The organism is Anoxybacillus sp. PDR2 (assembly GCF_009834045.1).
Classification (GTDB): Bacteria; Bacillota; Bacilli; order Bacillales; family Anoxybacillaceae; genus Anoxybacteroides; species Anoxybacteroides rupiense.
On the sequence record NZ_CP047158.1, the window covers coordinates 1,268,497 to 1,290,250 of the forward strand.

The window sequence follows — 21,754 nt, forward strand, 5'->3', positions numbered from 1 at the left end:
GAAAAGAATGCTATACTCATGAGTGTTCGCTTCTTAAAAGAACGAAACAAATCTCCTGATATAGCGAAATATCTTGATTTTTAGTGCTGATAAAACCAAGAAATAAGAAAGGAAGTTTTCAAGTATGGAGATATATGAATTTCCTTTACAAGCGACGACGTCGCTAGCATCGGATTACATAGCGGGAACGTTTCCAATGGATGCTGGATTTGCATACGACGTTCGCGCGGAGGACGTATTTGCAAAGCGCTTGAGCGATCTAAGCAGGCGAACGTACCCGCGCCAAAGATTGGTGGATCATTTGCTTTCTTATCATCAAGCGCTCCAGGCGAGTGAACGGACGATGGCCAATATTCAAAAACTGTTGAATCCATCTAGCGTAGTTGTCATCGGAGGACAGCAAACGGGGTTGCTAACCGGTCCGCTTTATACCATTTATAAAATGATGTCCATTATTCAACTAGCGAAAGAACAGGAGGAGCAATTGGGAGTTCCGGTTGTGCCGGTGTTTTGGATGGCTGGAGAAGACCACGATATTGCAGAAGTGGATCATGTTTATGTAGTTGATCAAGGAAAAATCAAAAAGCATACATATCCGCATGCAGTGCGGGAAAAGCGAATGGTTGCTCAATTGCCGATTGATCGGCAAATCTGTATCGAATGGATTCAGCAAGTGATAGAAACGTATGGAGAGACAGAAACGACAGATAAACTGCTCCATTTTTTAGAGAATTGTGTAGAGCAAGCCAATACTTTTGTGGACTTCTTTGCCCAGATTGTTCTCCGGTTATTTGCTTCAGAAGGACTTGTAGTCGTAAATGCAGCTGATGAATCGCTAAGAGTCGTTGAAAGTGAATTTTTTGCATCGCTGATTGAACGCTACAGTGAGGTAACAGAAGCAGTCATATACCAGCAAAAACGATTGGAAGAACTGGGATATCGCAAGACGCTCGATATTCATCCGCGATCAGCCAATCTCTTTTACTATGACGGAAAGGAAAGATTGTTGCTGGAAGCAGAGGAGAATGGAGAATATTTCCGAAGCAAAAAAAATGAGATCGTATGGAAGAAGGAAGAGCTATTGCAAATGGCGAAACGCTCACCGCATCAGCTAAGCAATAATGTGGTGACGAGACCGCTTATGCAGGAATTCTTGTTTCCAACCCTCGCCTTTATCGCTGGTCCAGGGGAAATTGCGTATTGGGCAGAATTAAAGGAAGCGTTTTCGTTATTTGGTTATGCGATGCCGCCTGTTGTTCCAAGATTCAATATTACACTTGTCGAGCGTTCGATTGACACCGATTTGCGTGAAGTTGGAATGACCGTGTTTGATGTGTTGCAAGGACAGATCGAGCAAGCTAAATCAGAATGGTACGCGCGTCAAGTCCAATACCCGCTTGATGAGATGATTGCCCGTGCTAAAGAAGAAATTGAAGAAATTCATCGGCCGCTGAGGGAGATAGGGGTGGAGATTGATCGCGGTTTAACGGATGTATTGGCGAAAAATGCCGCTTTTATTCAATCACAGATCGATTTTCTTCACCAAACATTGCATCGCTCGATTGAGAGAAAATATGAGGTGGAACTGCGCAAATTTGCCCGCATTGAAATGTCGCTGTTCCCGAATCAAGCGCCACAAGAGCGAGTCTGGAACATTTTTTATTACATTAATAAATACGGATTTGATTTTGTCGAACGTCTGATGAATGTCAAATATAAATGGAATGGTTTGCATAAAATTGTATATCTATAACAGAAAGAGTCGAACGAAAAATCCTGTTTTGTACAGGATTTTTTTTGGGGGACAAGAATAGTACAGAGAAAAACAATTCAAGAAAATCAGGTGGAAAAGCGAACGATTGTTTTGATTGGAGGGGGGTAGACGGAATGCGACAAAAAGATGCGGAAATAGACGTATTTTTACAGAAAAAGCCTAAAAAATTGTTTTGTTTTGTTGTATAATAAATAAACGGCTACTTACATAGAGCATACATCATGAAAAAGGTGGTGAGGCTGTGTTTAAGCATACAACAGTCTTATTAAAAGAAACAGTAGATGGCCTGCGAATCAATCCGGACGGCATTTACGTCGATTGTACGCTTGGCGGCGGCGGACATAGCGAATACTTGCTTTCGCAGCTTTCGACGCAAGGAAGGCTGTTCGCGTTTGACCAAGATACAACGGCGATTGAGCATGCCAAAAGAAAATTAGCGCAGTATGAGAAGCAGGTCGTATTTATTAAAAGCAATTTTCGCTTTTTAGCGGAAAAACTAGCTGAACACAGCATTTACGAAGTGGATGGAATTTTATTTGATTTGGGAGTATCTTCCCCGCAATTAGATACGCCAGAACGCGGCTTTAGCTATCATTATGATGCACCGCTCGATATGAGGATGAATCGAGAGGAGTCGCTCACTGCATATGAAATTGTGAATCACTGGCCATATGAACGGCTTGTACATATTTTTTTCCAATATGGTGAGGAGAAATTTTCAAAACAAGTCGCCAGAAAAATTGAAGCATTCCGGCAGCAGAAGCCCATTGAGACGACCGGGGAGCTGGTGGAACTCATAAAAGAAGCGATTCCTGCGCCAGCCCGAAGAAGCGGAGGACACCCGGCCAAACGAATTTTTCAGGCTATACGTATTGCGGTCAATGATGAATTGCAAGCATTTAAAGAAGCGATTACTCAAGCGATTGATCTGTTGAAACCTGGAGGACGAGTGAGCGTGATCACCTTTCATTCGTTAGAAGACCGCATTTGCAAAACGGCGTTTAAGGAAGCGAGTGAAGGGCCCAAGCTCCCTCCCGGATTGCCATTGATTCCAGAAGAATATCGTCCAAAATTAAAGATCATTACCAAAAAGCCTATTATTCCTTCAGAAAAGGAAATAGGGGAAAACAATCGAGCACGTTCTGCCAAGCTGCGCATTGCAGAGAAGCTATAAAAGGACAGAATTTTTAAGGAGGGGAAAATGTGAGTAATACAGCTGTCAAAGTTCAAGAGAAGCAACAACAGCATTCATCGGTCCGTCCGCAGGCGAAACCAAAACGAAAGTTGAAGCTTCGCCTCACGCTTGGCGAGAAAATCGTTTTATTCTCGTTCTTGCTATTTGCCTTTTATTCGTCTGTCAAAATCATTTCCAATCAAGTCACGATTTATCAAGTCAATAAGCATATTCAGCAACTTGAAGGGACAATGGATGAGCAGAAAAAGCGCAACAATGATTTGTATGTAGAAGTCCAGCAGCTTAGCACGTATGAACGGATTTTGGAGAAAGCCAAGGAGCTAGGCCTCACATTAAACGAAAATAACGTAAAGGTTGTACAGGAATGATGGACGATGGCTTACAAAAAGCATAAGAATACGCATAAAGGAGCGGCATTATTGTTTGGAATATTTAGCCTGCTCTTTTTTGTGTTACTTTTTCGGTTCGTTCAGTTGCAGACAACAGGCAAGGCAGACGGACAGGTCTTGGCAGTAAAGGCGGAGCAAAAATATGAGCAGAAGCGGACCATCGAGGCTAAGCGTGGCACCATTTTGGATCGGAATGGAGAAGTGCTGGCGGAAGATACCCCTTCATATACTCTTGTAGCGGTGCTTGATCCAAAGATGACGACCGATCCTAAAGATCCAAAACATGTAGTGGATCCTGATAGGACAGCGCAAAAATTAGCCCCGCTGTTACATATGGAGGTCAGCGAAGTTAAAAGCATCTTAACTAAAAAGGCAAAGCAGGTAGAGTTTGGGGCACAAGGGCGCAACATCAGTTATGAGCTCAAGAAAAAGATTGAAGCGCTCAAACTGCCGGGAATCGGCTTCATTCGTGACACGAAAAGATTTTATCCAAACGGCACATTCGCCTCTTATGTAATCGGTTATGCTCAAAAAGAAGAGGATACGGGCAAAACAGCAGGAGCAATGGGAATTGAAAAAAGCTTAAACCGCTATTTGCATGAAAAAGATGGTTATGTTTTTTATCAAAGTGATAAGGAAGGATTTCGGCTGCCGGATACAAAAGAAAAGATTGTTCCTCCGGATAATGGAGATGAGGTATATTTAACAATCGACCAAAAAATCCAAACGTTTTTAGAAGACGCCATGAATCAAGTCGAAAAGCAATACAAGCCGAAAAAAATCATTGCCATTGTCGTTAATCCGAAAACAGGAGAGGTTTTGGCAATGGGAACAAGACCAAGCTTTGATCCGAATAAGCGCAACATTACCAACTACTTAAACGATGCGATTTCTTATCCTTATGAACCGGGATCGACGATGAAGGTGTTTACTTTGGCGGCCGCTATTAATGAAGGCGTTTATAACGGGAATGAGCTCTATCGCTCTGGATCTTATCGAGTGGGAAAAAATGAGATTCGTGACCATAATAAAGTAGGATGGGGTGTTATTACGTTTAATGAAGGCGTTCAGCGCTCTTCAAACGTAGCCTTTGCAAAACTCGTTAAGGAAAAGTTGGGAGAGGATCGCTTTTTGCAATATTTGCATCGCTTCCACTTTCATGAAAAGACGGGAATTGACCTACCGGGAGAAGGAATAGGAAATATTCTGTATCGATATCCCATTGAAAAGCTGACAACCGCGTTTGGACAGGGAACATCCATCACTCCGATCCAGCAAATTCAGGCGGCTACAGCGATTGCGAACGACGGAAAAATGATGAAGCCGTATATTGTTGACCGCATTATCGATCCGGATACGAAAAAAGTGGTGATGCAAAATAAGCCAGAGGTCGTCGGAGAGCCGATTACGAAGGAAACTTCAGAGAAGGTGTTGGATATACTGGAGACGGTTGTGACATCAGAAAAAGGAACAGGCCGTCCTTATCAAATTGAAGGGTACCATGTAGCCGGAAAAACGGGGACGGCACAAATTCCATCTCCAAAAGGTGGTTATTTGACAGGCTATGAAAATTACATTTTCTCTTTCTTAGGAATGGCGCCGAAGGAAGATCCAAAGCTATTAATGTATGTAGCGGTTCAACAGCCAAAGCTTTCCTATACAGAAACAGGAGCCGCACCTGTTTCGATGATTTTTAACAGTGTGATGAAAAATAGTCTGCAATATTTAAATATCCGTCCTGCTTCGGAGGAAACAGAGAAAACGACTTCTAGTAAAAAAGGAATAGAACTTTCGTCGTATCATGGCTGGCCGGTGAATGAAGCCGTGCAAGATTTGAAAGCCAAGGGGCTGCAGCCTGTCGTGATTGGAAATGGAGAAAAAATAGCAGCCCAGCTTCCTTCAGCAGGAGACGAAACGATCATTCATGAACGTGTCGTTTTAAAAACGGATGGAACAGCTACGATGCCAGATTTAAATGGCTGGTCATTGCGTGATGTCATGAAAGCAGCCGAGCTGCTGCAGCTCAATCCGAGCATAAAAGGGAGCGGTTATGTCATTACACAAAGCATTCGACCAAAAACGGTTGTCAAAGCGAATGACTATTTAATTGTTGAGCTAGCTGAACCGGACAAATGGAAGGATCGGATCAACCAGCAAAAAGAGAAGAAGGACGAAAAGAAAAAGCAGCCGGTTGATTAAAAATGATGATGCTCAAGACAGTCGAAACTCAAATAGCTTCTCTTTCAGCCTGTGCAGTAAAGGTGTCATATCATCCATTTTCAAGCGTTCTATAAATAAACGTACAAGCATATAGTGGAACGAGCCTATTATAAGGGAGGTTCCCATCGTATGCGTGTTTCAAATGTTACGGTTCGCAAACGGCTTGCCATTGTGTTGCTGGTCGGGGTGCTGGTTTTTGCGATTATTGATACTCGCTTAGGGTATGTCCAATTATTCATTGGAGATGCATTGGCGCAAAAAGCCAAAAATTCATGGAGCCGAAATATTCCATTTGAACCGAAGCGTGGAGAGATTTTAGATCGCAATGGCGTTCCGCTAGCAACTAATATGAGCGCTCCAACTGTTTATGTGATACCAAGACAGGTTGAAAATCCATCAGATACAGCTCAAAAGCTGGCCAAAGCCCTAAATATGCCAGTTGAGGAAGCGTATAAGCATGTGACAAAACAAACATTGATCGAACGGATTCCTGAAGGAAGAAAAATTTCCAATGAGAAAGCAAAAGAAATTAGAGAATTGAATTTAAAAGGCGTTTATATTGCAGAGGATACGAAGCGGTATTATCCGTTCGGCAGCTACTTATCACATGTGCTTGGCTTTACGGGAATTGATAATCAAGGTTTAACCGGCCTTGAGCTGTATTATGATAAAGAACTAAAAGGCCAGGAGGGCTCTGTTGAGTTTTATTCGGATGCAAAAGGAAAGAGAATGCCGAATATGGCCGATCACTACACGCCGCCAACGGATGGATTAAATTTAAAGCTAACGATTGATTCGCGTATTCAAACGATTGTAGAACGAGAATTAGATATCGCTGAAACGAAATATAATCCAGATGGCATTATTGCGATTGTTATGGATCCTAATACAGGCGAAGTGCTAGCGATGTCGAGCCGTCCTACGTTTGATCCAGCGAACTATCGCAATGTGCCATCGGAAATTTATAATCGCAATTTGCCGGTCTGGAGCACATATGAACCGGGGTCTACATTCAAGATTATTACACTGGCAGCAGCTCTTGAAGAGAAAAAAGTGAATCTGTTAAAAGATCACTTTTATGATCCAGGTTATGTCAAAGTCGCCGGGGCCACATTGCGCTGCTGGAAAAAAGGGGGACACGGCTCTGAAACCTTTTTAGAGGTCGTGCAAAACTCATGCAACCCGGGTTTTGTCGAGCTTGGTGAGCGACTAGGAAAAGAGAAGTTGTTTGAGTATATTAAAGCGTTCGGCTTTGGAGAAAAGACAGGTATTGACTTACAAGGAGAAGGGACCGGCATTTTATTTGATTTAAAAAATGTAGGACCTGTTGAACAGGCGACAACAGCTTTTGGCCAAGGGGTTTCAGTTACGCCGATCCAACAAGTGGCTGCTGTTTCGGCTGCTGTGAATGGCGGTATTTTATATACTCCTTACATTGCTAAAGAATGGGTGGACCCGGAAACCGGAAAGGTGATCAGCCGTAATACCCCGAAGGAAAAAAGAAGGGTTATTTCCGAGGAAACATCGAAACAAGTTCGTTATGCACTGGAAAGTGTGGTTGCTCAAGGAACGGGAAAAGGTGCGTTTGTGGAAGGCTATCGTGTAGGCGGCAAAACGGGAACAGCGCAAAAGGCGAAAGATGGTCACTATTTGAAAGATAACTATATTGTGTCTTTTATTGGCTTTGCTCCGGCCGATGATCCAAAGCTGGTTGTATATGTAGCGGTTGACCATCCAAAGGGAACGGTTCAATTCGGTGGAGTGGTTGCTGCGCCAATTGTAGGGAAAATTATGGAAGATAGTTTGCGTACAATCGGTGTAAAACCACGGAAAGGACAAATTGAAAAAGAGCTTGCTTGGAATGATACAAAAATGGTGGAAGTTCCAGATTTGTCAGGTTTGACAAAAAATGACTTGCAACAACAGCTATTTGATTTAAAATTAGATGTTAGTGGAGAAGGCGATGTCGTCATTGATCAAGCACCGAAGCCGGGGGTTAAGGTGAAGGAAGGCTCAACGATTCGCGTATATTTGGGCACGAAATCTAGCCTTCGTTGAGCCGGTGAATAAGCGTATCGTTTGTGATTGGTATTTTTGCGCGAGGGAGTCAGCGAAACATTCATTTGTTTTTGCTGGCTGCTTGCATTCTTTGATCCGTACGTAATGACGTTTTGCCTGCCATTGATTAACTGGATATCAGCATGATGATGGCATACAGGACAAGGGAGGGACATCGGTGCTCCCTTCTTTTCCGTTTTTTGGCCAAATCGACTGACAATTCTCTTTATGAGGGAATTTAAACGAGAGGAATGAACAAGATGGAACTGCGAACATTGCTTTCTTATTTGCATCATTTAGGTACATATGTCGGCGAAAATCCGACTGTAACATCGATTGAGATGGATTCCCGAAAGGTAACAAAAGGTGCTCTGTTTATTTGTATTAAAGGATTTACGGTTGATGGTCACGATTTTGCCCAGCAAGCTGTAGAAAACGGGGCAGTGGCGATTATAGCAGAGCGTGAAGTTGATGTTTCCGTACCTGTGATTCTTGTCCGCGACAGCAAACGAGCGTTAGCAGTGCTGGCAGATGCTTTTTATGGTCAACCGACGCATAAGCTACATCTGATCGGAGTGACAGGCACAAATGGAAAAACGACGACGACTCACCTTATCGATTATGTGTTTCGAAAGGCGAGAAAGAAAACAGGTTTGATTGGAACCATGCATATAAAAATTGGCGATAAAACTTATGATGTGAAAAACACGACTCCTGACGCTCTTGTATTACAAAGAACGTTTAAGCAAATGGTGGAGGAAGAGATTGATACGGCGATCATGGAAGTGTCTTCGCATGCGTTGCATATGGGGCGTGTTCACGGATGCGATTATGATATCGCGGTGTTTACAAATTTAACACAGGATCATTTAGATTACCATCGTACAATGGAAGAATATCGCTTGGCAAAAGGTTTGTTATTTGCTCAACTCGGCAATCGTTTTGATCATCAACGGCCGAAATTTGCGATTCTTAACCAAGATGATCCGTCGTCTGAATACTATAAACATATGACAGCCGCTACGGTTATTACGTATGGGATTGATCAAGACAGCGATATTCTGGCGAAGCAGATTGAAATGTCGCCAAACGGAATGAAATTTGATTTAGTGACACCAGATGAAACGGTGCGAATTTGCACGAAGCTGATCGGCCGTTTTAATGTGTATAATATATTAGCCGCTGCTTCTGCCTGCCTTGCTTCGGGACTCTCGTTGTCTACGATTGCTGAGGCGCTAGAAGAAATATCAGGCGTTTCGGGGCGTTTTGAAACCGTGAATGAAGGGCAAGATTTTACTGTTATTGTTGATTATGCACATACTCCAGACAGCTTAGAAAATGTGTTAAAAACCATTCGGCAATTCGCTAAACGGAATATTTATGTGGTTGTCGGCTGCGGCGGGGATCGAGATCGTGCCAAGCGTCCGTTAATGGCTCAAATTGCCGTAAAATATGCGGATACAGCGATTTTTACATCTGATAATCCCCGTTCCGAGCGACCGGAAGATATTTTACATGACATGGAAAAAGGAGTTGCGGGCAAGCGATATATCTCAATCGCAGATCGCAAAGCAGCGATTCGTTATGCAGTAGAACACGCACAAAAGGATGATGTCATTTTAATTGCTGGAAAGGGCCATGAGACCTATCAGATCATTGGAAATCAAGTGCTGCACTTTGATGACCGCATCGTTGCCCGCGAAGCCATTAAGGAGCGAAATGGAGAATGCTAACTTATCAAATGGTCAAGCAATTATTTCCTTTAACAAGAGGGATTGTCGACAATGCGCTTGAATTTCGCACCGTTTTTACGAATCCTTATTGCAAGGCAGAAAAAGGACTATTTGTTCCGCTAGCAGGAACAGAATGGGAGCTAAAAGTGGCTATTGAGCAAGGGGCGATTGCTTCTCTTTGGAAAAATGGCGGAACATTGCCGTCTTACATTCCAAATCAGTTTCCAATTTTTTTCGTCCCTTCTGAGCTGAAGGCGTTAGCTTCCATATTAGAAATGTATTTGCCGTTAAAAAAAGCGGACAATAAAGAAACGCAATTTTTATTGACCATTGACGCTCCGCAGCATCATATTGAACAAAATCATTCATATGATATAGCGGTAATAAATGAATTACAGCAACTGAAACAAAAATGGTTCGGTGCTCAAGAGAAAGAAGGATGTGAGCCGTCATGTTAGAACAAGTGATGATATTTTCAATTGTAACAGCTTTTTTCATTACGGTGCTGCTATCTCCTTTTTTTATTCCGTTTTTACGAAGATTAAAGTTTGGGCAGAGCATACGTGAAGAAGGACCAAAAACGCACCACAAAAAATCTGGCACGCCGACGATGGGCGGAATGATGATTTTGCTCTCGATTGTGATTACAACGTTTTTCATGACGAAAAAATTTTCCCATATCACGATCGAGACCTATTTGCTTTTATTTGTTACCATAGGATATGGACTGCTTGGCTTTATTGATGACTTTATTAAAGTTGTCATGAAGCGGAATCTGGGGTTAACAAGCAAGCAAAAATTAACAGGGCAGCTCCTGATCGCCTTTGTGTTTTATATGGTTTATCACCAGCAAAATTTTTCCACAGCGCTACATATTCCAGGAACCCATCTATCATTTGATTTAGGATGGGGATATATCGTATTTCTTGTTTTTATGCTTGTGGCTGGCTCAAATGCCGTCAATTTAACGGATGGGCTCGACGGTTTGTTGTCGGGAACGGCAGCGATTGCCTTTGGCGCCTATGCTGTTCTTGCATGGAACCAGCAACAATATGATGTAGCTATTTTTAGCGTTGCTGTCGTTGGGGCTGTTCTTGGATTTCTTGTGTTTAATGCCCATCCAGCTAAAGTGTTTATGGGCGATACCGGCTCTCTTGCGTTAGGAGGAGCGATTGCCACTGTTGCGATATTAACGAAATTAGAGCTATTGCTTGCGATTATCGGCGGCGTGTTTGTGATTGAAACATTATCAGTGATTATTCAAGTTATTTCATTTAAAACAACAGGAAAACGAGTATTTCGCATGAGTCCGTTGCATCACCATTACGAGCTCATTGGATGGTCTGAGTGGCGCGTTGTTGTCACATTCTGGGCGATTGGCTTATTGTTAGCAATACTCGGAATCTATATCGAGGTGTGGATGTAATTGAAACAAGTAACGATGTATCAGGGGAAACGAGTGTTAGTGATTGGTTTGGCGAAAAGCGGTCTCGCAGCGGCTATGCTGCTTCATGAGCTTGGAGCAAGCGTGACCGTTAATGATCAAAAGCCGCTGGATGAAAACGAAACAGCAAAGCAGTTACATGAGAAGGGAATTCGTGTGATTTGCGGAGGGCATCCGCTTGGTCTCCTTGATGAACCATTTGATTTGGTGGTGAAAAATCCTGGAATTCCATATACCAATCCAATGGTAGCCAAAGCACTTGAGAAAGGACTGCCGATCATAACAGAAGTCGAGCTTGCCTATGCCATTTGTGAAGCTCCGTTTATCGGCATTACGGGCTCGAATGGCAAAACGACCACCACTACACTGATTTACGAAATGCTAAAAGAAGCTTGCAAAAAACCGTTGATTGCGGGTAATATCGGAATGGTGGCGTGTGAAGTAGCCAAAACGGCTCATGAAGACAATTGGGTTGTCACTGAGCTGTCTTCATTCCAACTGATGGGGATTGAAGCGTTTCGTCCCCGCATTGCTGTGCTTCTTAACATTTTTGATGCGCATTTGGATTATCATGGAACGAAGGAAGCATACGCACAAGCGAAAGGAAATTTGCTAAAAAATCAAACAGAAAGCGATTATGCTGTCGTGAATGCAGATGACGAATGGGTCATGAAGCTCGCTGAGGCATCGAGCGCAACGAAAATATTTTTTTCCACTACCAAACCATTAAATAGCGGCGCTTATGTGAAAGATCAGGCAGTCTACTGGAACAGTGAAAAAGTGATCGCCCTATCAGATATTGTGTTGCCTGGCAAACATAATCTAGAAAATATATTAGCGGCTGTAGCAGCAGCGAAGCTAGTAGGCGCAGATAACGCGGCCATTGCCCGCGTACTAACAACCTTTACTGGAGTGAAACACCGCCTCCAATACGTAGGCACTGTGAACGGTAGAAAATTTTTTAATGACTCCAAAGCAACCAATATATTGGCAACGCAAAAAGCGTTATCTGCTTTTAGTGATCAGCGAGTCATTCTTCTTGCGGGAGGATTGGATCGCGGCAATGAATTCGATGACTTGATCCCTTATCTTAAACAGGTTCAAGCCGTTATTTTATTTGGACAAACGGCACAAAAGTTAGAGCGGGTAGCGAAACAGGCAGGAATAGAAACGGTTTATCATGTCGATAATGTGGAAAAAGCTGTACCTGTTGCTTATGAGATATCGAAGCCTGGCGATATTATTTTGTTGTCACCAGCATGTGCAAGCTGGGATCAATATAAAACTTTTGAACAAAGAGGAGACATTTTTATAAGCGCAGTGCATAAGCTTGAATAGAAAGGACATACCGTTCATAAAAGCTGAGGTGTTGGGCAGTGTCTCAAAAAAAGTCTGCGCCTGATTTTTTACTTCTATTGCTGACGTTTCTGCTGCTAGCAATCGGGCTAATCATGGTTTATAGTGCCAGCGCTGTATGGGCAGAATATAAGTTTCACGATTCTTTTTTCTTTGCTAAGCGCCAGCTGTTATTTGCTTGTGTAGGAATTGCAGCGATGTTTTTTATTATGAATGTCGATTATTGGGTCTGGCGCGACTGGTCAAAAGTTTTGCTGATTATATGTTTTGTGCTGCTTGTGCTTGTGCTGATTCCAGGAGTTGGAGTAGTGCGCAATGGCTCGCGCAGCTGGATTGGTGTAGGGGCATTTTCCATTCAGCCATCTGAATTTATGAAACTGGCGATGGCAGCCTTCTTGGCCAAGTATTTGTCCGAAAACCAAAAAAAGATTACATTATTTAAAAAAGGATTACTCCCTGCTTTAGCCCTTGTCTTTTCAGCATTTGGCATGATTATGTTGCAGCCCGATTTAGGAACAGGAACGGTGATGGTGGGTACTTGTATTACGATGATTTTCGTTGCTGGAGCTCGCATCAGCCATTTTGTCGGCCTTGGAATGATAGGCTTGGCTGGCTTTGCTGGTCTTGTTTTATCGGCTCCTTATCGAATCAAACGAATCACCTCCTTTTTAAATCCTTGGGAAGATCCGCTTGGCAGCGGCTTTCAAATGATTCAGTCGCTCTATGCGATTGGGCCGGGTGGACTGCTAGGGTTAGGACTAGGACAAAGCAGGCAAAAGTTTTTTTACTTACCTGAACCGCAAACCGATTTTATTTTTGCGATTTTGGCGGAGGAACTGGGATTTATTGGCGGTTCACTCGTGCTGTTATTGTTTAGCTTGCTCCTTTGGAGAGGAGTGCGCATCGCTTTTGGAGCTCCTGATTTATATGGAACATTTTTAGCGATCGGAATTATTTCGATGATCGCAATTCAAGTGATGATTAATATCGGGGTAGTAACAGGACTGATGCCAGTAACGGGAATTACCTTGCCATTTTTAAGCTACGGCGGCTCGTCGCTGACTTTGATGCTGATGGCGATTGGAGTTTTGTTGAATATCAGTAAACATGCCCGATATTAATGAACGAGAAAAGGGGAGGTTCTCTAAGCTAATTTCTTAGGGAGGCGGCCCCTCTCGTTTTGTTTGTGGACAGTAGTGGACAGGAAAAAAGATCATGATGATCCATCATCAGGACAACAAGAAATACAGGAAAGGGGAGGAAATCCGTGGAACAGCTCATCAAAGAATTCACTCAAGCGAATATTGGAAAAGTGAGAGAAAAGGAGCCGCTTGCCCGCCACACAACGATTCGAATCGGCGGACCAGCTGATGTGTTTGTAGAGCCAGACAGCATCGAAAGCCTAAAAAAAGTAATGGAAATTATTCGAAAGCATCATGTAAATTGGCGAGTGATTGGACGTGGCTCTAACTTGCTTGTAGCGGATGAAGGGATTGAAGGTGTTGTCATTAAATTAGGAGACGGGATTGCTGAGCTGACCATTCATGAAGAGGAAGTAACCGTTGGTGGAGGATATTCTTTAATTAAATTGGCAACGACCGTCAGCAGGCAAGGGTTATCAGGCTTAGAGTTTGCTGGGGGAATTCCTGGTTCAGTCGGCGGTGCTGTTTATATGAATGCGGGGGCGCACGGCTCGGATATGTCGCATATTTTGCAAAAGGCACAGGTTTTGTTTCCTGATGGAACGATTGAATGGTTAAGTAAAGAAGAAATGGAGTTCTCTTATCGAACCTCCGTTTTGCAAAAGAAGCGCCCTGGAATTTGTATTGCAGCGGTATTAGAATTGAAAAAGGGAGAAAGGGAAAGCATTGTAGCGAAAATGCAAAAAAATAAAGACTACCGCCGCGAGACGCAACCGTGGGATTATCCGTGTGCTGGAAGCGTTTTTCGGAATCCTCTCCCACATTATGCGGGCCAGTTGATTGAAAAAGCGGGATTAAAAGGATATGCGATCGGTGGCGCCAAAATTTCTGAGCAGCATGGAAACTTTATTGTAAATGCCGGGAACGCGAAAGCTCAAGACGTATTGGATTTGATTGCTCATGTGAAAAAGACGATTCAGCAGCTATACGGCATCGAAATGAAGACAGAAGTGGAGATTATTGGTCGTAAGTCCTAGAAAATTAGATCACCTTATTTTCCAATATTGTGCTATAATAAAAACAGATTTGCTTCAAAAACTAACGGCATAGACAAATGCCGTTTGTTTTATTGTTTTGTAAGTGTCAGAAAGCGGTGAGCAAATTGGAAAAAGGTAAAGTCGTCGTTCTCGAAGAACGTGTTCCTAAACTAAAGAAGCGGCGCAGGCAAAAAGTCAATCGCCGATTAACCATTTACATTGTCTTCTTTTTTATGCTTATTTTATGTATTGTTTATTTTCAATCACCCTTAAGCTATGTCAAGCATATTGAAATAAAAGGAAATCAACATATTTCAAGTGAAAAAATTATTCAACTGAGCGGTTTAGCGAATGGGACAAGCTTTTGGAAAGTAAAAGAAGAGAAAATTAAACAGGCGATTGAAGAGCATCCGGAAATCAAACAAGTAGAAATGCAAAAAAAATTCCCCAATACAATTGTACTTTACATAAAAGAACGCAGACGGGTTGCTTACATTGAACATAAACAGACGTTCTTTCCCCTTCTTGAGAACGGTCAAATTTTAATGAAAAATGCTCCAAAAACGGTATTAAGCGATGCCCCAATTTTAGTGGATTGGAAAAGAGGAGAAGACATTCAAGACATGGCAGGTCAGCTAGCCAAACTGCCTCCATACATATTAAGCGCTATTTCTGAAATCCACTATGCGCCGAGCGATGAAGATCGCTATCACATTACCGTTTATATGAATGACGGATTCGAGGTAAGTGCGAGTGTCAAAAATTTTGCGGAAAAAATGCTTCTTTATCCTGAGATTGTTAAGAAGCTTGATCCGAATGTAAAAGGTGTAATTCATTTAGAGGTCAGCAACTACTTTAAAGCTTATGATCAACCAAAAAAGGAGGATGACGATGACAATGAAAGTAGTGCGCGGTAATTATGTCATCCTTTCCTTGGTCTGTCTTGTTTTAGGGTTTATGCTTTCCTTTTCCTACGAATATACAAAAAGTCGTGTTGAAAAACGAACGATCACTGATAAGCAATGGAATAAGGAATATGAATACAGACAATTGCTGATTCAATCGCAAAAAGAAAACCAAAAGCTGAAAGCAGAACTGATGAGCAAGCAGGAAAAAGTGCGGAAAATGGAGGCTTCACTTGCCGATAAAAAAAAGGCATATAGCGATTTAGCAACAGAAGCAGAACAATTGCGGATGTACATCGGAAAAGTGAAGGTCAGAGGAGCTGGGGTTGAAGTCACGCTTTCAGATGCTTCTTATATTCCAAGCGAACAAAGCGCGACCAACTACATCGTTCATGAGCAACATGTATTAAAAGTAGTGCATGAACTGCTCATCTCTGGGGCAGAGGCGATTGCCATCAACGGGCAACGGATTTCACACCGCTCCTATATTGTTTGCAACGGTCCTGTTATTGAAGTGGATGGGACACAGCATTCAGCTCCCTTTACCATTTCTGCGATTGGCGACTCCAACGTGCTTGCCTCAGCGCTTACTATTGCCGGAGGTGTGAAGGATCAATTAACAGGGGACCATGTTGTTGTTGATATTCAGCAAAAGGATGATATCACACTAGATCCGATTTTTCATACAAACCGTGAGTAAAAATAGAAAGTTTGGTGAAGCGCGTTGGTACGAAAAAAGCTGGTTCATTTTACAGTGATTATGGCGATTATCGGGTTTATGCTTGCGATTCAGGTGCAAACAACTAAGCAACCTGCTGTGCGCGATACGCGGGATATTTGGCAGCTGCGTCAAGATTTAAAAAAGGAGCAGCAGCTGGAGCAACAGCTTTTACTAGAAATTCGCCGCAATGATGAAAAAATTCAAAATTACCTGCAAAATCCCGCCGGAAACCAAGCAGCTACGCTTCAAGAAACGGTGGAGGAACTGAGGAAAGAGGCGGGATTGACGGAGACGACGGGGCCAGGAGTCGTTTTGACAATCGAACCGTTTTATCCGGAAGATTATGTGGGGCCTATTACATACACGATTTCTCCAGAGCTGTTAAAGAGGTTGATCAATGAGTTGAATATGTACGGCGCCAAGGAGATTGCTGTTGCTGATGAACGTCTTGCCAATACAACGGCAATTCGTGAAGTAAACGGTGTAACGAAGATTGGAAAGAAATCCATTTCTTCATTGCCAATACAGGTGAAGGTTATTTCCGATGATGTGACGACGCTATACAATCATCTAAAAGTATCCACCATTTATGATGATTTTGTTACAGAAAATTTGCAAATTACTGTTTCAGAGCCGATGCCAGCAGTCTCTATTCCTAAATATAACGGACAATGGCGCGTTCGCTATATGCAAACAGTAAAAGCCGAAAAGGAGGAAAAATAGCATGTGGCTTCCGGTCATCGGCTTCATTATTGGGATTGTGTTAGGATTTTCAACCGATTGGCGCATTCCTGCTGAATACGCCAATTATTTATCGATTGCCATTCTCGCAGCCTTTGATACACTCATTGGCGGCATTCGCGCTCATTTGCAAAATGTATATGATGAAAATGTTTTTTTTACAGGTTTCTTTTTTAATATTATTTTAGCCGCAAGTTTAGCTTTTCTCGGTGTTTATCTTGGTGTAGACTTGTATTTAGCAGCTGTGTTTGCTTTTGGGGTTCGATTGTTTCAAAACATCGCTGTCATTCGCCGGATTTGGCTCGCAAAATGGATGGAAAAACGAGAAAAATCCTAAAAAGTTCATTTTAATGAAAGGGAATGCTTCTTGATATGTTGAATATATGAAACAAAACTTGTTGCCAGCTGTTCAATTCGTCGATATGTTAGTTGTTAAAGGAGGTGCCAAAGAATGAACAGCAATGAAATCGTTGTTAGTCTTGACATCGGTACATCCAGTGTTAAGGTTATTATTGGAGAAATGCTAAATGAATCATTGAATATCATTGGCGTTGGAAATGTGAAATCTGAAGGGCTCAAAAAAGGTTCCATTGTTGATATAGATGAAACCGTACATTCAATTAAGCGGGCAATTGATCAAGCAGAACGAATGATTGGGTTAACAATCAACAGGGTCGTTGTCGGGGTCAACGGCAACCATGTGCAGCTGCAAGATTGTCATGGCATTGTCGCTGTTTCCAGTGAAAACCGGGAAATTACGGATGAAGATGTAGCTCGTGTCATTGACTCTGCCCAAGTTGTCTCGATTCCTCCAGATCGAGAAATCATCGGTGTCATCCCGAAGCAGTTTATAGTCGATGGTCTTGATGGGATTAGCGATCCTCGTGGGATGATCGGGGTGCGTCTTGAAATGGAAGGAACGATGATTACGGGAGCCAAAACAGTATTACATAACCTGCTTCGTTGTGTGGAGAGAGCAGGCTTGGAAATAAGTGATATTTGTTTGCAGCCGTTGGCGGCTGGTTCGCTTGCCTTATCAAAGGATGAGAAAAATTTGGGTGTCGCTTTAGTAGACATCGGTGGCGGCTCCACAACCGTCGCTATTTTTGAGCAAGGGTTTTTACGGGCAACCGCTGTTCTTCCTGTTGGAGGCGACCATATTACAAAAGATATTTCGATCGGTCTTAGAACTTCAACAGAAGATGCCGAAAAAATTAAGCTTAAACATGGACATGCTTTTTATGATCTCGCCTCAGAAGAAGAGATTTTCAGTGTCCCAATCATCGGCACGGATCAGCATCAGCAGTTTACTCAGCTTGATGTTGCTGATATTATTGAAGCGAGGCTTGAAGAAATTTTTCAGCTTATATTCCAAGAAACTCGTAAGCTAGGCTTTCGTGATTTGCCAGGCGGCTATGTTTTGACAGGTGGAGTCGCCAACATGCCGGGAATTTTAGAACTGGCCCAGGACATGCTGGGGAATAGTGTACGCATCGCGATTCCTGATTATATCGGCGTGCGCGATCCGCAGTATACAACGGGAGTAGGATTGATTAAATTTGCTTATCGGCATGCCAAGCTGCAGGGACGAGGAGTTCCGGTGGCTGCAACGGTGGAAACGCCAGAAAAACGGCTTCCTAAACAACAGCCTTCTAAAGCAAAACAAAAAAGTAAAGATGAAAATTTAGGACAAAAAATGAAAAAGTTTTTCGGTTATTTCTTTGAGTAGAGATCGAATTATTAGGAGGATTTGTCATGTTGGAGTTTGATACTACTGTTGATCAGTTAGCAACTATTAAGGTCATCGGTGTTGGCGGCGGCGGAAACAACGCTGTAAATCGGATGATTGAACATGGCGTACAAGGTGTAGAGTTTATCGCAGTCAACACCGATGCACAAGCGCTCAATTTATCGAAAGCTCCTACTAAGCTGCAAATCGGTGCAAAACTGACGCGCGGATTAGGTGCGGGGGCAAACCCAGAAGTGGGAAAAAAAGCAGCAGAGGAAAGCAAAGAACAAATTGAAGAAGCTCTAAAAGGAGCCGATATGGTATTTGTGACCGCAGGAATGGGGGGCGGTACAGGAACAGGGGCTGCCCCAGTCATCGCCCAAATTGCTAAGGAGCTAGGAGCGTTGACAGTTGGCGTTGTTACACGTCCTTTCACATTTGAAGGAAGAAAGCGGGCTATGCAAGCTGCTAATGGAATTGCAGCCATGAAGGAAGCAGTCGACACCCTTATCGTGATTCCCAATGACCGCCTGCTTGAAATCGTGGATAAGAATACGCCGATGCTTGAAGCGTTCCGTGAAGCGGACAACGTGCTCCGGCAAGGGGTGCAAGGCATTTCCGACTTAATTGCCGTTCCTGGTTTAATTAACCTTGACTTTGCCGATGTTAAAACCATTATGTCCAATAAAGGTTCAGCCTTGATGGGAATCGGTATCGCTAGCGGTGAAAATCGTGCGGCTGAAGCCGCCAAAAAAGCGATCTCAAGTCCGCTTCTTGAAACGTCGATTGACGGAGCGCAAGGAGTGCTTATGAATATTACTGGCGGCACGAACTTAAGTCTATATGAAGTGCAAGAAGCAGCGGATATTGTGGCTTCGGCTTCCGATCAGGAAGTAAACATGATCTTCGGTTCTGTTATTAATGAAAACTTAAAGGATGAAATTGTCGTGACGGTCATTGCCACTGGGTTCAATGAAAGCGAAACACCATCATCTTCTCGTCCGGTTCGCGCTGGTTTTGGCACCGCTCCAAAAGCGACAACGACCGTTAAGCGTGAAAAACGTGAAGAGCCCGTGCAAGACTATGGTTCGCTTCGCTCTTCACAGGTGGAAGATCCGCTTGATATCCCTGCTTTTCTGCGCAATCGCAACCGTCGCCGCTAAAAATGCAAAAGGGTAGGAACGTTCTTTTTCATTCTTGCCCATTCAATTGAAGCAAAAAGAAAATAAGCCAAAATGTAGCTTCACAAAAGAGCATGAACACTGTTTCATGCTCTTTTTGCTTTTCTGTGAACATATGAATATGACTTGGGCATTAGGTGGAAGATCTTAATTTTTTATGACAAAGTAAATAAGGCTTAGACAGGTGTTCATGCCTATATGAAGTTTAATCCTACGGCACTTTCTCGATCTGCTATTCGTTTTCCTTTGACAAAAAATTCACTTTTTCACCATCATAAATTGACAGACTTTCCAGTAAGATGTACTATATACTATTTTCAGATTGATTGTCGTGTTCCTTGTAAAAGGAGGCTAGCTGATTGACCGTTTATTTAGATGTTATTTGGTTATTAAATTTTTGCTTTGACGGATTGCTGCTCTGGTTAACAGCGATTATCCTGAAAAGAAATGCCGTATGGTGGAGGATAGTTGCAGGAGCTTTCATCGGCTCACTTCTTGTGATTTTGATGTTTACACCGCTTTCTTCATATGTACAAACACCGCTTGGCAAGTTATTGTTCTCATTGATCATCGTTTGGATATCATTTGGCTTTAAACGGTTTCGATATTTTTTCGAGAATTTATTTACGTTTTACTTCGCTACTTTTATGGTTGGGGGAGGGATGATTGCTGTTCACTATTTTCTGCAGCATGAGATCCAAGTGACCACAGGGATGCTCTCCACCTACTCGCTTGGAACGGGAGATCCTGTTAGCTGGTTATTTGTATTGGTTGGCTTTCCGCTTTTATGGTTGTTTTCCCATTTGAGGATTGCCGGAATTCGTGAGAAAAAAATACGTTTTGATAGCATTGTGGATGTTGTGCTTATCTTTGATGATGTTTCACTTTCACTGAAGGGGCTTATTGACAGTGGAAATCAATTGTATGATCCCATCACAAAAACGCCTGTGATGATTACCTGTATCCATGAAATGAAAGATGTATTGCCGCCGCTTATCCTTGAGCAATTTAAACGACAAGACGATTTTCAATGGTTAAATGATCCCATGTTTGAAAAATGGTCCAATCGCTTGCGAATCATTCCTTATCGTGTAATTGGAAAAGAGCAGAGATTTTTATTAGCTATTAAGCCAGATGAAATCATGATTCGCTATGAAGCACAATGGATTCGAGTGTCGAAGGGACTGGTTGGTTTAAATGAAGCAAGCTTATCGACGGACGGGGAATATCAATGCATTGTGCATCCGAAAATGATTCAAGCGGGCAAACGGTTAACCGCTTCATAGGGTTGTTACTATATCATACGCATCTTTATCTAAATTAGAAGGGGGATTTTTTATGAAACGATGGAAACTTCGAATTCTGCATTTATGGTATAAGTTGCTGATCAAACTCGGAATCAAGACCGATGAAATTTATTATATTGGAGGAAGTGAAGCGCTACCTCCACCACTCACGAAAGAAGAGGAAGAGGAATTGCTGCAAAAGCTTTCCTTAGGGGATGAAACGGCTCGATCGCTGCTGATTGAAAGAAATCTGCGCTTAGTCGTTTATATTGCGCGAAAATTTGAAAATACAGGAATCAATATTGAAGATTTAATTAGCATTGGGACTATTGGACTCATTAAAGCGGTCAATACATTTAATCCTGAAAAAAAGATTAAGTTAGCCACTTATGCTTCGCGATGCATTGAAAATGAAATCCTCATGTATTTGCGACGCAATAATAAGGTGAGATCAGAGGTATCGTTTGACGAGCCGCTAAACATTGATTGGGATGGAAACGAGCTGTTATTGTCTGACGTACTTGGAACAGAAGAAGATGTGATTACAAAAGATTTAGAAGCAGATGTGGATCGCCATCTTTTATTAAATGCACTCCGTCAGTTAAGTGATCGTGAAAAACAAATTATGGAGCTTCGCTTTGGTCTTTCTGGCGGAGAAGAAAAAACACAAAAAGATGTAGCCGATTTACTTGGCATCTCACAGTCTTACATATCACGTCTCGAAAAGCGAATTATTAAGCGATTGCGCAAGGAATTCAATAAGATGATGTAAAAAATTGCACATGTCCCATTTTTCCTTAATGGGACATGTGCATATTTTTTCTTCCTAAGGAGATACTGAAC

Annotated in this window: 19 protein-coding genes; all 19 read left to right on the forward strand. The window is 42.5% G+C overall.

Translation table 11 applies throughout. The annotated features are described in order from the left end of the window. Positions 1-124 precede the first annotated feature (124 nt). Positions 125-1,753: a bacillithiol biosynthesis cysteine-adding enzyme BshC gene (bshC, locus tag GRQ40_RS06180; RefSeq protein ID WP_159719576.1), complete on the forward strand. Its 1,629-nt coding sequence runs from the start codon at positions 125-127 to the stop codon at positions 1,751-1,753. A 262-nt stretch (positions 1,754-2,015) separates the two neighbouring features. Continuing rightward, positions 2,016-2,948 (forward strand): 16S rRNA (cytosine(1402)-N(4))-methyltransferase RsmH, encoded by a 933-nt coding sequence (rsmH, locus tag GRQ40_RS06185; protein WP_159719577.1) that lies wholly within the window; start codon positions 2,016-2,018, stop codon positions 2,946-2,948. A gap of 29 nt (positions 2,949-2,977) precedes the next feature. Next, a complete protein-coding gene (ftsL, locus tag GRQ40_RS06190) occupies positions 2,978-3,337 on the forward strand; it encodes a cell division protein FtsL (protein ID WP_066147127.1) in 360 nt (119 codons plus the stop codon). 6 nt (positions 3,338-3,343) lie between these two features. Beyond that, positions 3,344-5,557 (forward strand): penicillin-binding protein, encoded by a 2,214-nt coding sequence (locus GRQ40_RS06195; protein WP_066147129.1) that lies wholly within the window; start codon positions 3,344-3,346, stop codon positions 5,555-5,557. Between the two features lie 150 nt (positions 5,558-5,707). Further along, positions 5,708-7,636, forward strand: a complete 1,929-nt coding sequence (locus GRQ40_RS06200) for a stage V sporulation protein D (RefSeq protein WP_066147132.1) — start codon at positions 5,708-5,710, stop codon at positions 7,634-7,636. Positions 7,637-7,896: 260 nt separating this feature from the next. Then, positions 7,897-9,369: a UDP-N-acetylmuramoyl-L-alanyl-D-glutamate--2,6-diaminopimelate ligase gene (locus tag GRQ40_RS06205; protein ID WP_159719578.1), complete on the forward strand. Its 1,473-nt coding sequence runs from the start codon at positions 7,897-7,899 to the stop codon at positions 9,367-9,369. Then, positions 9,363-9,827, forward strand: a complete 465-nt coding sequence (locus GRQ40_RS06210) for a hypothetical protein (protein ID WP_066147135.1) — start codon at positions 9,363-9,365, stop codon at positions 9,825-9,827. Before GRQ40_RS06205 ends, GRQ40_RS06210 begins: the two co-directional genes overlap by 7 nt. After that, complete coding sequence (gene mraY / locus GRQ40_RS06215) at positions 9,821-10,795, forward strand: phospho-N-acetylmuramoyl-pentapeptide-transferase (RefSeq protein ID WP_066147137.1); 975 nt, start codon at positions 9,821-9,823, stop codon at positions 10,793-10,795. Before GRQ40_RS06210 ends, mraY begins: the two co-directional genes overlap by 7 nt. Further along, a complete protein-coding gene (gene murD / locus GRQ40_RS06220; protein ID WP_066147139.1) occupies positions 10,796-12,151 on the forward strand; it encodes a UDP-N-acetylmuramoyl-L-alanine--D-glutamate ligase in 1,356 nt (451 codons plus the stop codon). A gap of 38 nt (positions 12,152-12,189) precedes the next feature. Further along, complete coding sequence (gene spoVE, locus GRQ40_RS06225; protein ID WP_066147141.1) at positions 12,190-13,290, forward strand: stage V sporulation protein E; 1,101 nt, start codon at positions 12,190-12,192, stop codon at positions 13,288-13,290. 146 nt (positions 13,291-13,436) lie between these two features. Continuing rightward, the gene (murB, locus tag GRQ40_RS06230) at positions 13,437-14,348 is read left to right on the forward strand and encodes a UDP-N-acetylmuramate dehydrogenase (protein ID WP_066147143.1); all 912 of its coding nucleotides are present in this window, start codon (positions 13,437-13,439) and stop codon (positions 14,346-14,348) included. A 77-nt stretch (positions 14,349-14,425) separates the two neighbouring features. Then, complete coding sequence (locus GRQ40_RS06235; RefSeq protein ID WP_066147145.1) at positions 14,426-15,265, forward strand: cell division protein FtsQ/DivIB; 840 nt, start codon at positions 14,426-14,428, stop codon at positions 15,263-15,265. Then, a complete protein-coding gene (locus tag GRQ40_RS06240) occupies positions 15,246-15,953 on the forward strand; it encodes a DUF881 domain-containing protein (RefSeq protein WP_066147709.1) in 708 nt (235 codons plus the stop codon). Before GRQ40_RS06235 ends, GRQ40_RS06240 begins: the two co-directional genes overlap by 20 nt. Positions 15,954-15,977: 24 nt before the next feature. Continuing rightward, on the forward strand, positions 15,978-16,697 hold the full coding sequence (locus GRQ40_RS06245) for a DUF881 domain-containing protein (RefSeq protein WP_044746588.1): 720 nt from the start codon (positions 15,978-15,980) through the stop codon (positions 16,695-16,697). Position 16,698: 1 nt separating this feature from the next. Beyond that, positions 16,699-17,052, forward strand: coding sequence for a small basic family protein (locus tag GRQ40_RS06250; RefSeq protein ID WP_066147147.1), 354 nt, complete (start codon positions 16,699-16,701; stop codon positions 17,050-17,052). A 114-nt stretch (positions 17,053-17,166) separates the two neighbouring features. Then, positions 17,167-18,444: a cell division protein FtsA gene (gene ftsA / locus GRQ40_RS06255; protein WP_044746586.1), complete on the forward strand. Its 1,278-nt coding sequence runs from the start codon at positions 17,167-17,169 to the stop codon at positions 18,442-18,444. Between the two features lie 26 nt (positions 18,445-18,470). After that, a complete protein-coding gene (gene ftsZ / locus GRQ40_RS06260) occupies positions 18,471-19,607 on the forward strand; it encodes a cell division protein FtsZ (RefSeq protein WP_044746585.1) in 1,137 nt (378 codons plus the stop codon). Positions 19,608-19,984: 377 nt separating this feature from the next. After that, on the forward strand, positions 19,985-20,911 hold the full coding sequence (gene spoIIGA, locus GRQ40_RS06265; RefSeq protein WP_066147149.1) for a sigma-E processing peptidase SpoIIGA: 927 nt from the start codon (positions 19,985-19,987) through the stop codon (positions 20,909-20,911). A 52-nt stretch (positions 20,912-20,963) separates the two neighbouring features. Beyond that, on the forward strand, positions 20,964-21,683 hold the full coding sequence (gene sigE / locus GRQ40_RS06270; RefSeq protein ID WP_044746583.1) for an RNA polymerase sporulation sigma factor SigE: 720 nt from the start codon (positions 20,964-20,966) through the stop codon (positions 21,681-21,683). Positions 21,684-21,754: the final 71 nt, after the last annotated feature.

Coding starts and splice junctions, on each gene's coding strand:
- GRQ40_RS06235 (WP_066147145.1), top strand. CDS start 14,426: ATGCCGTTTGTTTTATTGTTTTGTAAGTGTCAGAAAGCGGTGAGCAAA.
- GRQ40_RS06250 (WP_066147147.1), top strand. CDS start 16,699: ATGTGGCTTCCGGTCATCGGCTTCATTATTGGGATTGTGTTAGGATTT.
- sigE (WP_044746583.1), top strand. CDS start 20,964: ATGAAACGATGGAAACTTCGAATTCTGCATTTATGGTATAAGTTGCTG.
- ftsA (WP_044746586.1), top strand. CDS start 17,167: ATGAACAGCAATGAAATCGTTGTTAGTCTTGACATCGGTACATCCAGT.
- ftsZ (WP_044746585.1), top strand. CDS start 18,471: ATGTTGGAGTTTGATACTACTGTTGATCAGTTAGCAACTATTAAGGTC.
- GRQ40_RS06205 (WP_159719578.1), top strand. CDS start 7,897: ATGGAACTGCGAACATTGCTTTCTTATTTGCATCATTTAGGTACATAT.
- GRQ40_RS06240 (WP_066147709.1), top strand. CDS start 15,246: ATGAAAGTAGTGCGCGGTAATTATGTCATCCTTTCCTTGGTCTGTCTT.
- GRQ40_RS06210 (WP_066147135.1), top strand. CDS start 9,363: ATGCTAACTTATCAAATGGTCAAGCAATTATTTCCTTTAACAAGAGGG.
- mraY (WP_066147137.1), top strand. CDS start 9,821: ATGTTAGAACAAGTGATGATATTTTCAATTGTAACAGCTTTTTTCATT.
- GRQ40_RS06200 (WP_066147132.1), top strand. CDS start 5,708: ATGCGTGTTTCAAATGTTACGGTTCGCAAACGGCTTGCCATTGTGTTG.
- bshC (WP_159719576.1), top strand. CDS start 125: ATGGAGATATATGAATTTCCTTTACAAGCGACGACGTCGCTAGCATCG.
- GRQ40_RS06195 (WP_066147129.1), top strand. CDS start 3,344: ATGGCTTACAAAAAGCATAAGAATACGCATAAAGGAGCGGCATTATTG.